The sequence below is a fragment of the Flavisolibacter ginsengiterrae DSM 18136 genome (genome assembly GCF_059568575.1).
Map to the genome: position 1 here is coordinate 232,421 of NZ_JCANTR010000003.1, position 11,869 is coordinate 244,289.

The 11,869-nt window shown below is 43.1% G+C and carries 13 protein-coding genes; 8 read left to right on the forward strand and 5 right to left on the reverse strand.

Annotation, left to right across the window (positions count from 1 at the left end):
- Nucleotides 1–69: 69 nt before the first annotated feature.
- Nucleotides 70–477, forward strand: coding sequence for a hypothetical protein (locus BP74_RS04800; RefSeq protein WP_496371610.1), 408 nt, complete (start codon nt 70–72; stop codon nt 475–477).
- Between the two features lie 116 nt (nt 478–593).
- The gene (locus BP74_RS04805) at nt 594–1,067 is read left to right on the forward strand and encodes a GAF domain-containing protein (protein WP_496371612.1); all 474 of its coding nucleotides are present in this window, start codon (nt 594–596) and stop codon (nt 1,065–1,067) included.
- On the opposite strand, the gene BP74_RS04810 is transcribed toward BP74_RS04805, so the two are convergent.
- Complete coding sequence (locus BP74_RS04810) at nt 1,064–1,387, reverse strand: cupin domain-containing protein (RefSeq protein ID WP_496371614.1); 324 nt, start codon at nt 1,385–1,387, stop codon at nt 1,064–1,066. The genes BP74_RS04805 and BP74_RS04810 overlap by 4 nt on opposite strands.
- Nucleotides 1,388–1,468: 81 nt before the next feature.
- Here BP74_RS04810 and BP74_RS04815 point away from each other — a divergent pair, with 81 nt between their 5' ends.
- Both BP74_RS04815 and BP74_RS04820 read left to right on the forward strand, forming a co-directional pair.
- Complete coding sequence (locus BP74_RS04815) at nt 1,469–1,684, forward strand: hypothetical protein (protein WP_496371616.1); 216 nt, start codon at nt 1,469–1,471, stop codon at nt 1,682–1,684.
- Nucleotides 1,685–1,716: 32 nt separating this feature from the next.
- Nucleotides 1,717–1,917, forward strand: coding sequence for a hypothetical protein (locus BP74_RS04820; RefSeq protein WP_496371618.1), 201 nt, complete (start codon nt 1,717–1,719; stop codon nt 1,915–1,917).
- A 269-nt stretch (nt 1,918–2,186) separates the two neighbouring features.
- Here the strand turns inward: BP74_RS04820 and BP74_RS04825 are convergent, their stop codons facing one another.
- The 3 genes from BP74_RS04825 to BP74_RS04835 all read right to left on the reverse strand — a co-directional run bounded on the left by BP74_RS04825 (nt 2,187) and on the right by BP74_RS04835 (nt 3,146).
- On the reverse strand, nt 2,187–2,366 hold the full coding sequence (locus BP74_RS04825; protein ID WP_496371620.1) for a hypothetical protein: 180 nt from the start codon (nt 2,364–2,366) through the stop codon (nt 2,187–2,189).
- A 146-nt stretch (nt 2,367–2,512) separates the two neighbouring features.
- Nucleotides 2,513–2,923, reverse strand: coding sequence for a hypothetical protein (locus tag BP74_RS04830; RefSeq protein WP_496371622.1), 411 nt, complete (start codon nt 2,921–2,923; stop codon nt 2,513–2,515).
- A 64-nt stretch (nt 2,924–2,987) separates the two neighbouring features.
- Nucleotides 2,988–3,146 (reverse strand): hypothetical protein, encoded by a 159-nt coding sequence (locus BP74_RS04835; RefSeq protein WP_496371624.1) that lies wholly within the window; start codon nt 3,144–3,146, stop codon nt 2,988–2,990.
- Nucleotides 3,147–3,448: 302 nt separating this feature from the next.
- Between BP74_RS04835 and BP74_RS04840 the strand changes: the two genes are divergently transcribed.
- A complete protein-coding gene (locus BP74_RS04840) occupies nt 3,449–4,483 on the forward strand; it encodes a LacI family DNA-binding transcriptional regulator (protein ID WP_496371626.1) in 1,035 nt (344 codons plus the stop codon).
- A gap of 20 nt (nt 4,484–4,503) precedes the next feature.
- Here BP74_RS04840 and BP74_RS04845 read toward each other — a convergent pair whose 3' ends face one another.
- Nucleotides 4,504–5,082 carry a DUF2202 domain-containing protein gene (locus tag BP74_RS04845; RefSeq protein ID WP_496371628.1) on the reverse strand — a complete coding sequence of 193 codons (579 nt, stop codon included), beginning with the start codon at nt 5,080–5,082 and terminating at the stop codon, nt 4,504–4,506.
- A gap of 180 nt (nt 5,083–5,262) precedes the next feature.
- On the opposite strand from BP74_RS04845, the gene BP74_RS04850 reads away from it, so the two are divergent.
- The 3 genes from BP74_RS04850 (at nt 5,263) to BP74_RS04860 (ending at nt 11,848) form a co-directional block, all read left to right on the forward strand.
- Complete coding sequence (locus tag BP74_RS04850; RefSeq protein WP_496371630.1) at nt 5,263–6,747, forward strand: phytoene desaturase family protein; 1,485 nt, start codon at nt 5,263–5,265, stop codon at nt 6,745–6,747.
- A 97-nt stretch (nt 6,748–6,844) separates the two neighbouring features.
- Complete coding sequence (locus BP74_RS04855) at nt 6,845–8,425, forward strand: lipase maturation factor family protein (protein ID WP_496371632.1); 1,581 nt, start codon at nt 6,845–6,847, stop codon at nt 8,423–8,425.
- A 657-nt stretch (nt 8,426–9,082) separates the two neighbouring features.
- Nucleotides 9,083–11,848 carry a DUF1553 domain-containing protein gene (locus tag BP74_RS04860; protein WP_496371633.1) on the forward strand — a complete coding sequence of 922 codons (2,766 nt, stop codon included), beginning with the start codon at nt 9,083–9,085 and terminating at the stop codon, nt 11,846–11,848.
- The last annotated feature ends 21 nt before the right edge of the window (nt 11,849–11,869 follow it).

The window sequence follows — 11,869 nt, forward strand, 5'->3', positions numbered from 1 at the left end:
ACAGATGATTAGTTTTTAACCTTGCTTAACATGAGAAATAAATACCTTACTGGTCTAAAATACAAACAAATGAAAAAACTGTTTTTCTTATTGGTATTGTTTACAACAGTATATACCACAAAAGTTGTGGCGCAACAAAACGGTGGTGACCGCGACCCTGCAGCAATGATGCAAAGAATGAAGGATAGAATTAAACCATCCCTGGTTGAAAAAACAAAGCTTACAGATGCACAGGCAGATAAGGTCATTGAGATCAATTTCAGCAACCAACGTAAAAGAAGGGATATCAGGATGGATCAATCACTGAGCGATGAAGAAAAAACCAAAAAAAATGCGGAACTACAGGAAACTCAAAATAAAGAATTGAAAGCTATCCCCCTTACTGACGACCAGGTAAAGGATGTAAATACATTTTTCGAGGAAATGAGAAAAGAGCAGATGCAGAGACGCCAGGCTTCCGGCAATGGTGGGAACTGATAAAATACCTTTAGATTATCACTATAGAGAGCTGTCTTCAAGGGCAGCTTTTTTTATAAGCATGTAGCAGGTTGAATTGTCGCAATGAAATGATTGATGGTTTACCTTTACGCACTATGGCAGAAGACTTATCAATTATAGCGGGAACAAAGCAGGAACAATATGAGGCTTTGTTACCACAGATCAAAGCTTTGTTGGAAGGCGAATCGGACCTGGTGGCTAATCTGGCAAATATTGCTGCGGCTTTGAAAGAACAGTTTGGCTGGTTATGGGTAGGTTTTTACATGGTAAAAAAAGATGAACTTGTGTTAGGCCCATTCCAGGGACCGGTAGCATGTACCAGGATCAAAAAAGGCAGAGGAGTTTGTGGGGCAGCCTGGGAAAGAGCCGAAACATTAATTGTCCCTGATGTGGAAAAATTCCCCGGTCACATTGCCTGCAGCAGTTTATCAAGGTCGGAAATTGTTATTCCTATCGTGCAGAATGGTATCGTAACTGCAGTGTTGGATGCTGATAGTGCTGAGCTTGACCATTTCAATACTGTTGACAAAAAATATCTTGAAGAAATAGTTGAACTTGCCCGGTTTTAAAATTTATAGTCCTCTCTTTCAGGATTAAAAACATCAAGTAATATACAATCTGTTATCGCATGGCCTCCATGAGGAATGTTGGGTGGTATCACAGCAACGGTGCCAGGTTCTAATATCCTCGTTTCTCCATTTACAGTAAGCTCAAATTTCCCTTTTAAAACATGGGCAGTTTGTTCATGCCTATGGTGATGAACAGGCATGACCGCACCGGCTTCTACTGTCCAATACATGAAGGTTGTTGTGCCTGTATGAATTGCCCTGCCTGTATAACCTTTTATAACTTCTTTGGTGGTAAGGTTCGTAATTTCTATGAAGGCCATTTTCAAAATATTGATCTAAAGATAAAAGTTTATTCAAGCCATTGCGGCATAGTATTTATTGACTATCTTATAAATAATTTTATGAAAAAGGCTAACAATAATCCTCAACAAGGACACCATGAACATCCTTTGCCTCAGGAGATTTCTACCAGGCAAAAACAAATAAATGAAAGGGCCCATGATGAGGCTATAAATGATATAGATAATGATCCGGACCTAAGTGCTTCCAGCCCCAACGATGATCTTGATGAAGGTGAGTCTGCCAGGCTGGGCGAGGAGAACACAGATTTGGTATAATATTTAGGATCATAATTTAATAAACAGCAATCATGTCACGGAATAATAATAGTAATAATCCAAGAGAACGGAAGCCTGGAATACCAAGAGGTTTTGGATATTCTGAGGAAAGAAGTTATACACCTGCCCGCTCAGGCAGGGATAAAAATGAGAACCGTGTATCTTCAATGAATCGTTTGGAATTGAGACGAAGCGATCGTGAGAATGATCTGTATGAAAGACAAAGTATCTGATGGATTTGAACCAGGTTACGGTTCAATTTTCCAAATTCATATCCCTGGTAGTAAATAAACAGTCATCTAACTGAAGTATAATTCCTCAGTTTACTACCGCTTATTTATAGTTCCCTTTTGAAAATTACCTTGAGAATAATCAGCCGGAAAATAATTTACCCCGGATGATGCATTACAATGCAATAAAAAACCCCGGTAAATTACCGGGGAGTTTGTGCTTTCAATTCTTCCTTTGCTTTGATACAAAGTAATGATCAGGGATACATTATTTACTTTCTCCTTGAAGGATTTAAAAAGAAATTCGGACTTGCCCAATATTGAAGTGGATGCATTGCATAATTTGCAACTTCCTCTTTCACATTATCATTGTTGCCAGGTACATTAACCTCTGCCTGGGCCTTTATCTTTACGTATCTTTTTTCCTGGTCTTGAGTGATCGTGTTTTTCATGTGTTCTGTGTTTTAATGCTAAATAGGATCTGGCTAAAAAGCCTTCCTTCTTTCTGATTGCAAAAGTAGCGCCATTTGTTTAAACGTTTAAACAACATGCTTACTTTTAACAGTTCCGGGTTGTCGCGGATCAACTTTCCTTACCATTAAAGCTTTGTAACTGTAACATCTTCAACAGTATAACTGGAAGTGTTGATCTCGAGGGTTTGAGAATGCCTGATCTTGCCGGATGTAAATACAAATGTCAATTTAACATCTGGTGATTCGCCCTGTGCCACCTGGAATCTCCTGGAAAAATTGGGTTGATTGAATTTTGTAGCATACAATACATTTCCTTCAGGATCTTGCACCGTTAAGGACCATGGCTGGCTGTTCGCATTTTCAAAATTTACCTGCACCATATGTTGTCCCTCTGATTTTCCCAGGTAACTGATGCCTGGCTTTTGAATGTCAACTATGCCATGTGCCATAGAGCTCGTAGCTGTCGCCAATATAATCAGGAAAAATAAAATTCTGGAAGCGATAACTCTCATTGGATTTTTTGTTTGCGTTTTCATTTTTGTAATGTTTAATTGAGAAAAAAGATTTTCATGAAAAGCAATCGGTAGGAGCAGGCAATAGTTAGGAACCAATATTGAATTCCTGGTTTTTCGTAATGCAAATATAGAGCAGGCATATAAGTGTTGCAACACCAAATTGGCGTACATCTATGATGGCAAACCGGGATGATCTTTTGTAAATCAGCCATGGTGGCGTATTGTAGCAGATTGTAGTTATCATTCCCAATGGTGTATTACTGAAATGTTAAGCCTGTAAACAAAAAAAAGTCCGATGTAGAAACATCGGACGACTAACGATTGCTTGCTATATGAAAAGTTGACTTGTAGTATTCGTGTTAGAAACTAATCCTGTTTTTAAACAGTGTTCAATAACTAAGACATCACAAATGTACAGCATTGTTTAAACGTTTAAACATTAAATTACTGTTTCTTAAAGAATTTTAACAATTAGGCTGTATTTCTGATAATTATAAGGCAGGGATGATTATCTTGGCAGCATCGATTCTGTTTCCATTGCCAATTATGAAAAAAAAGGTCTCCTTAAAAGATATTGCCCAGAAGGTTGGTGTTTCCATTGCACTGGTTTCCTATGTTTTGAATAATAAAAAGCAAGGCCGGATCAGTGAGGAAGTGTCTAAGAAGATCAGGGAAACGGCCCTCAGGCTAAACTACCGGCCCAACCAGATTGCCAAAAGCCTGAAGACCAATAAAACCAATACTATCGGATTGGTAGTTGCAGATATAGCCAACCCATTTTCCTCCACCATTGCCCGTATCATCGAAGACGAGGCTGAGAAAAATGATTATACCGTCATTGTTGGTAGTTCTGATGAAAAAGAAGAACGCTCCAAAAGGATCATAAATGTTATGCTGGACCGCCAGGTGGATGGGATCATCTTTGCACCCGCGGAAAACGACCAGCCGCTTATACAGTATTTGCAAAAATCCAAGGTGCCGTTTGTTTTGATCGATCGTTACTTTCCTGAAATGAAGGTTAACTACGTTGCCGTTAATAATACAGAGGCTTCGTTTACCGGCGTCAATCACCTCCTAACCGTTGGTTGCAGCCGCATTGGATTCGTGGGATTTAAAACATCCTTATTCCATTTGCAGGACAGGAAGAAGGGATACCTGGCTTCTTTAAAAAAGCATGGAATAGCCATAAACAAAAGCTGGATAAAGGAAGTTCCCATAGATACTTCCGCAGAAGAAGTTAAAGAAGCGATTAAGGCTTTGCTTTCTCTGGCTGAACCTATAGATGCCATATTTTTCGCCAGCAACAAAGTGTCCACCTTTGGCTTGAAATACATCAATACATTGGGACTAAAAGTTCCCGCCGATCTGAAGATCCTGAGCTTTGACCAGTCAGATGCTACCGATCTGTTTTATGCCACGCTTACCCATATCAGGCAGCCGCTTGAAGAAATGGGACAGGTAGCTGTTCAGACACTTATAGAAATAATGAACAAGCCTAAAAAGATCACGCAAATTCACCTGCCCGCAAAACTGGTGATTGGTGAATCGACCGGGATGAAGAGAAAAAAATCCCCGGTGTAAAACCCCCAAACCGGCTATCATTATTCACTAATGATATTTTTAAAATCTTTTTGATCCAGTAGTCCCGGCTCATACGTGATCCCATACATTTTTAACCGCTTGTTAAAGGCATGTAAATTGTTTTTGGAACCCATGGCCAGTATATCGAATGTATGCAGGAGGTCAGATTTAATAGTGACAGCTTTTGCCTCATGAAGTGCAAGCAGGCTCATTTCTTCCAACAGGGCACCTCTTTTAAGCGCATCTATCACCGATAAGGATCCTTTTGAAATAGATTCATGGTAAATGGTTTCTGCCTGTGGAGTTGTAAATCCTGGTTTATTATCTGTTGATCCATTCTTATCAAGTACCACATCATAATTTTCAGCAACATCAACCAGGAAATCAACATGCTGGCTTTCAGCCGACCGGATATTTCCAAATGGATTGATCCCCCAGATAGCAAATAAGGAATCGTAAACAAACAATGACAGTTTTTGATTGTCATGCAGATTGATCAATGCTTTTGTTTCTGCAGGTGTAAGAGTGATTTTCTGTGCTTTGGTAACAACACTTATATAGCAGGCACATAACAACAGGCATAGGGGAATTAGTTTCATTTTGATTTGATTAAGGTTGGGGAAAAAATGCTTGACTGAATATACCTTATATCCCGTATTCCTTAAAAACTATTTATAGAATTCAAGAGTAGCTTGCGGGGGAATGATAATTGTTGACTATAGATAGATTGTAGTTGAAGAAACCGCAAGGCTAATTTTAGATATATTGAAATACATCAAATGACTGCTGGCAAAAAAGATTTTGATGCAGTTGTCGTAGGATCGGGGCCCAATGGTTTGGCTGCAGCCATTACCATGCAGCAGCAAGGACTTTCTGTGTTGTTGATGGAAGCAAAAGATACCATTGGTGGTGGACTCAGGTCACAGGAATTGACCCTGCCGGGATTTATCCATGATGTTTGTTCAGCTATTCATCCCCTGGCTGTTGGGTCGCCGTTTTTTAAAGGCCTTCCATTGCATCGGCATGGCCTGGAATATATTCATCCCGGTTTACCTGCATCCCATCCTTTTACAGATGGTACTGCTGCAGGCGTATTTCATTCTCTCTGGCAAACAGCAGAGCATTTAGGGGCAGATAAACAAACTTACCTGCAGTTATTACAGCCTCTGGTAAAAAGCTGGCCGGTAATAGCCAAAGATATCCTGGGTCCTCTGCATCTGCCCCGGCATCCTTACCTGTTGGCGCAATTCGGATTCAAAGCATTGACATCAGCTACATACCTGGCTAAACGCATCAATACCCGGGAGGCTAAAGGATTGTGGGCTGGAATGGCGGCTCATGCACTACAGCCTCTTTCCAATGCGGCGACTTCCGCTATCGCTTTGGTTTTGCTCATCTCTGCGCATACAGGTGGATGGCCTGTTGCCAGGGGAGGTTCACAGTCTATTGCCCGGGCATTGTCTTCTTATTTTATTTATTTAGGTGGTAAGATCCAGGTCAATTTCCCGGTGAGCTCCCTTCAACAGTTACCCTCTGCCCATGCGATCCTTTTTGATATTACCCCCCGCCAATTACTGCAAATAGCCGGTCATAGCCTGTCTGCCATTTATAAATGGCAATTGAACCGTTACAGGTATGGAATGGGAGTGTATAAGATCGATTGGGCATTGGATGCGCCCATTCCTTTTACTGCTGAACCATGCAGGCAATCCGGCACAATCCACCTGGGAAATACGATGGAAGAAATAGTGGCGGCTGAAAAGTTTACAGCGAATGGCGGGCACCCGGAAAAGCCATTTGTTCTCCTGGCACAGCCAACCTTATTTGATGCATCCAGGGCTCCTGATGGGAAGCATACGGCATGGGCCTATTGCCATGTGCCCAACGGTTCAACGTTTGATATGACCAGCCGTATCGAAAACCAGGTGGAAAGGTTTGCCCCGGGCTTTAAAGAACGTATACTCGCCAGGCATGTTATGAATGCGGTTGACCTGGAAAATTACAATCCCAATTATGTGGGTGGCGATATCAATGGGGGCATACTTGATATTGGCCAATTGTTTACACGGCCTGCCTTGCGTTGGTCGCCCTATAAAACCTCGGCAAAGGGCCTTTATGTATGTTCTTCGTCCACACCACCCGGCGGTGGGGTACACGGCATGTGTGGATACTATGCCGCCAAAAGGGCTTTAAAAGATATATTCGGTCTTAATGCCCCGTTACTTTTTACCGAAACAGTAACCAGGGTTCGTAAAACCCAATAAGTAAAGAGTTTTTATTCAATCCTTTATTTCTTTTTCAAATGATATCTGTTGCCAGCTTCCTGTTTAGGCATTTTGATTGCTGCAATTCTTTATCACCATGCAAGAGGAACCATACGAACATTCTCAGGAAGCCCGCCCTGCATACATGAGTGATCAGGATGGGGACCTGGTAAATGATGTAGTGCGACCAACTTATTGGCTTACACGATTCATGATCCTTCGGTTGTTGGGTCTTGTCTATGTTATTGCTTTTCTTGTGGCCATCAACCAGGTGCTCCCGTTAATAGGGTCAGATGGGTTGACGCCGGCCAATCTTTATTTAACTCGGGTTACTGCTGCCTATGGTTCGGAAGCGTCTGGATTTCTGCGTTTGCCCTCGCTGTTCTGGTTCTGGCATTCCGATACGGCATTTGCTGTATTGGGCTGGACGGGGTTTTTTCTTTCCCTTGTTGTATTAGCTGGCTATGCCAATGCCATATTGTTAGCAGTGCTTTGGATACTCTATATGTCCTTCGTTCATGTAGGGCAGGAATGGTATGGCTATGGTTGGGAAATACAACTAACCGAAACAGGATTTCTTGCTATTTTTTTATGTCCCTTGCTGGATCTGCGTCCGTTTCCCAAAACAGCACCACCATTCCTGCTCATTGTTTTGTTCCGGTGGCTCATCTTCCGCATCATGTTAGGCGCTGGCCTGATCAAATTAAGAGGTGATGCCATTTGGCGCAATGCTACAGCCCTATATTACCAGTTCGAAACCCAACCCATACCAGGGCCATTAAGCAGGTGGTTTCATTTCCTGCCCCACACCATGCTGAAATTGGGAGTTTGGTTTAATCACCTTGCTGAACTGGTAGCACCCTGGTTTGTATTCTGGCCACGTCTGGCACGCCATATTGCCGGGATAATTATCATCCTGTTCCAGGTGAATATTTTCCTGAGTGGTAACCTGTCATTTTTAAACCTCTTAACCATTATTCCGGCGCTGGCATGTTTTGATGATAAATGTTGGGCCAGGATATTACCCGTTCAATTAGTGCACAAGGCACATGAAGCCGCCGCCAATGCCGTTGAATCAAAATCAATGCATACAGCTGCATTAGCTGTAACCCTTGTCATTGCATTACTAAGTATCCGCCCGGCAATAAATATGTTATCTACCCGCCAAATCATGAATACTTCTTTTGATCCGTTAGACCTTGTCAATACTTATGGCGCTTTTGGAACAGTAGGAAAGGAACGCTTCAATGTAGTATTTGAAGGGACCCTGAATAATGACACCAGTGATAGGGCCAACTGGAAACCGTATATATACAAAGGCTTGCCTGTTCTATTGGATAAGCGTTCACCCCAGGTAGCGCCATACCAGTTACGCCTGGACTGGCAAATGTGGTTCGCCTCCATGTCAACACCTAACGAATATCCATGGACGCTACACCTGGTTTATAAATTATTGCATAATGATCCCGGTGCAGTTGGTCTTTTTGCCAGCGCCCCATTTGGAAATACACCTCCCCGGTATATCCGCGCTGTATTATACCGGTATGCCTTTGCCCCGCCTGGAAACCCACAAGGATTGTGGTGGAAAAGGGAAAAGAAAGACACATGGCTTCCTCCAATGTCTGCTAATGATAAGATCTTATTAGATTTTTTAAAAGCTGAAGGCTGGAATCCATGATTTTGCCCGGGAGCTTATTGCATTAGATCCCTAAGCATTGTAATCATTAACCCAGGCAAATTTGGTGCTGCCCGGATGCCTGGCAAAGTGTACCGCATCCCAGGGATATACCATAGATGAGCCATAGTTGTCCCGAGGATATCCCGATTCTTATAGCGTCGGCTTATCGTCGGGATATCGTCGGGATATCATCGGGACATCATCGGGATATCTCCCCATTTGGGTAGCCGTTACATAAGCCTGGAAGAGCTTAGTCTATAAAGGTCTTTATGGATTGGACTAGCTTATTGTTGAAAATGCATGGATAAATAGGGTAATGATGAAAATTGGCAACTGAATGATTGAACTGGTGATCGTTATTTGATAGGGTGGGTAGCCAACCATAATTCTGAAAGGACAAACTGTGAACCGGGGTCCTTCTTTAATCCATATTATCACACATTTCAAGCAGCAACTTGTATAGAACTGTTTTGGGCCCGTTCTGGCAAACCGTATTGACGTCAGCAATGCCAGTATTTCATTTCATTTTCCAGTGGAAACCAATGAAATATCAATGTGTAATCTTACATTTAGCGAGGTTATTATAAGCCCGGACTGTTTGCATGAGTGATTGCGTGGATAGGCCAGTTACAAATCCCTTTCAATGCCCATGGTTATATGAAGTTTTTTTCCCTGCAAAAATTGATGATTGCTGCTATTGTTGTGATGGCAATGGGTGCATGGTGGCTGTTTAAACCTGCTGCTACCATTGACTTCAGCACCGAGGTAAAGCCCATACTCAATAAAAAATGCATTACCTGCCATGGCGGTGTCAGGCAAAAATCAGGCTTTAGCTTATTATTTAGAGAAGAGGCCCTGGCCAAAGCGGAATCAGGAAAATATCCCATCGTTCCAGGCGACCCGAATGCCAGTGAATTGGTCAGGCGCATTCATTCCAATGACCCGGATGAGCGCATGCCTTACCACGCAGAGCCATTGAGTGAGCACGAGATCAGGATATTGACAGATTGGATCAAACAGGGAGCGCAATGGGGTGAACACTGGGCCTATGTGCCTGTGCAGAAAGTTCCTCTTCCAAAGTCCTCCACATCTTTTTTTGGATGGTTCTCAGCTGGCAAACCAGACTGGGTAAAGAACGATATTGATTATTTTATTTACGAGCAGCTACAGCAAAAAAAACTGGACCCTTCTCCCGTGGCAGATAAATTTACCTTATTAAGAAGGGCCAGCATGGACCTTACAGGTCTTCCACCTGCCGATCACCTGGCACAACAGTTCCTGCAAGACAATTCACCAAAGGCCTATGAAAACCTGGTTGATTCATTACTGGCTTCTCCCTCTTATGGTGAAAGGTGGACGGCCATGTGGATGGACCTGGCCCGCTATGCAGATACCAAAGGTTATGAGCGGGATGCTAACCGTGACATCTGGCATTACCGCGACTGGCTGATCAAAGCGTTTAATACGGACAAGCCCTATGATCAATTCCTGACCGAACAGATAGCCGGTGACCTGTTACCCAATGCCACCGATGATCAATTGATTGCTACGGCTTTCCATCGCAACACCATGACGAATGACGAGGGTGGAACCGATAACGAAGAATTTCGAATTGCGGCTATAGTTGACCGTGTGAACACTACCTGGGAAGCTTTAATGGGTACCACTTTTGGTTGTGTGCAATGCCATAGCCATCCTTACGATCCTTTCAAACATGACGAGTATTATAAATTCATGGCCTTTTTCAATAACAGCCGTGATGAAGATACGGAGGCTGACTACCCGCTGCTTCGACATTTTTCCGGAGCTGACAGTGCAGAACTGGTCTCAGTGGTTAAATGGCTGCAGGATAATGGGTTTAAAGAAGAGGCTAAAAAATCATACAGGTTTTTAAAGACCTGGGAGCCAACCTATAACTCCTTAACAACAGATCAATTTGTCAATAGTGAATTGAACGATACCAAATGGCTGGCCATGCGTGCCCCCTCCAGCGCGCGGTTAAAACATGTATTGCTTGACGGTAGATCCGAGCTCATTTACCGGTATGCAGGTTATGCACCCGGGGGTACCATCACCATTCACCTGGATAATGTGAAGGGCCCGGTATTACTGACAACGCCGATCAAAAAGACTAAAGATTGGGAAATAACAAAAATTACATTCCCGCCGGTGCAGGGCACACATGACCTGTTCTTTGTGTATACCAACCCTTCCCTGAAAGATCCCAAAGCAAGTGGTATCCTGTTCGACTGGTTTTATTTTACACAGCCATTGCCTGGACAATCGCTTCCCGGTTATGATTCCACCAGTAAAAATTTCTGGAAAGTATTAACCGCTAAAAATATTCCCGTCACACCGGTCATGATGGATAACCCCCCGGAAATGTACCGGCCAACTTACGTATTTGAGCGCGGCAACTGGCTGGTGAAGGGTGATGAAGTAAAACCTGCCGTACCCAAATCCTTAGGTGCTTTATCAAAGGGAGCGCCCAACAATCGATTGGGTTTGGCAGAATGGCTTACAGATAAAAGAAACCCGCTTACCGCACGTACCATGGTCAACCGCATGTGGGAGCAATTGTTTGGAACGGGTTTGGTAGAAACGCTGGAAGACATGGGCACACAGGGTGCAGAGCCAACACACCGGCAGTTGCTCGACTACCTTTCTTACCAGTTCATGAACCAATATAATTGGAGCGTTAAAAAATTAGTAAAGGAAATGGTCCTGTCGGCCACCTATTGCCAGGATTCTAAAGTCTCCAAAGAAGCTCTCGAAAAAGATCCTTTTAATAAATACTACGCAAGAGGAACAAGGGTACGTTTTTCTGCCGAGCAGGTAAGGGACCAGGCATTGGCGGTAAGTGGTTTGTTGAGCCGTAAGATGTATGGACCAAGCGTAATGCCCTGGCAGCCCGGGGGCATCTGGATGTCTCCGTGGAATGGATATACCTGGACAAAAAGTGAAGGGGAAGACCAGTACCGCAGGGCCATTTATACTTTCTGGAAAAGAACAGCACCCTATCCTTCCATGATCAGTTTTGATGGAGTAGGCAGGGAAGTTTGTATGCCGCGGCGCATTAGAACTAATACGCCCTTACAGGCCCTTGTCACGCTCAACGATTCTGTATACCTGGAAGCATCCCGTTATTTTGCTTTCCGCATGCAGAAAGAAACGAAAACAAAGGATGTGCAGGAATTGATTAGAAAAGGATATGAACTGGCGATGTACAAACCGATAGCACCCGGAAAATTAAAAGCTTTGGAAGAATTGTACACCACCGCCTTGCAGGGTTTTAAAAGGGATAAGGATAAGACCTGCGAGATCATAGGTAGGAATGATGAACACAATGATCCTGAATCAGCAGCCCTGGTGATAGTAGCAAATGCTATCCTGAACCTGGATGAACTCATTACAAAGAGTTGAGGTAGCGATCATAAAAAGTAT

Excerpts from the sequence above, each read along its gene's own strand:
- BP74_RS04800 (WP_496371610.1), top strand. The coding sequence starts at position 70 with ATGAAAAAACTGTTTTTCTTATTGGTATTGTTTACAACAGTATATACC.
- BP74_RS04805 (WP_496371612.1), top strand. The coding sequence starts at position 594 with ATGGCAGAAGACTTATCAATTATAGCGGGAACAAAGCAGGAACAATAT.
- BP74_RS04810 (WP_496371614.1), bottom strand. The coding sequence starts at position 1,387 with ATGGCCTTCATAGAAATTACGAACCTTACCACCAAAGAAGTTATAAAA.
- BP74_RS04815 (WP_496371616.1), top strand. The coding sequence starts at position 1,469 with ATGAAAAAGGCTAACAATAATCCTCAACAAGGACACCATGAACATCCT.
- BP74_RS04820 (WP_496371618.1), top strand. The coding sequence starts at position 1,717 with ATGTCACGGAATAATAATAGTAATAATCCAAGAGAACGGAAGCCTGGA.
- BP74_RS04825 (WP_496371620.1), bottom strand. The coding sequence starts at position 2,366 with ATGAAAAACACGATCACTCAAGACCAGGAAAAAAGATACGTAAAGATA.
- BP74_RS04830 (WP_496371622.1), bottom strand. The coding sequence starts at position 2,923 with ATGAAAACGCAAACAAAAAATCCAATGAGAGTTATCGCTTCCAGAATT.
- BP74_RS04835 (WP_496371624.1), bottom strand. The coding sequence starts at position 3,146 with ATGATAACTACAATCTGCTACAATACGCCACCATGGCTGATTTACAAA.
- BP74_RS04840 (WP_496371626.1), top strand. The coding sequence starts at position 3,449 with ATGAAAAAAAAGGTCTCCTTAAAAGATATTGCCCAGAAGGTTGGTGTT.
- BP74_RS04845 (WP_496371628.1), bottom strand. The coding sequence starts at position 5,082 with ATGAAACTAATTCCCCTATGCCTGTTGTTATGTGCCTGCTATATAAGT.
- BP74_RS04850 (WP_496371630.1), top strand. The coding sequence starts at position 5,263 with ATGACTGCTGGCAAAAAAGATTTTGATGCAGTTGTCGTAGGATCGGGG.
- BP74_RS04855 (WP_496371632.1), top strand. The coding sequence starts at position 6,845 with ATGCAAGAGGAACCATACGAACATTCTCAGGAAGCCCGCCCTGCATAC.
- BP74_RS04860 (WP_496371633.1), top strand. The coding sequence starts at position 9,083 with ATGAAGTTTTTTTCCCTGCAAAAATTGATGATTGCTGCTATTGTTGTG.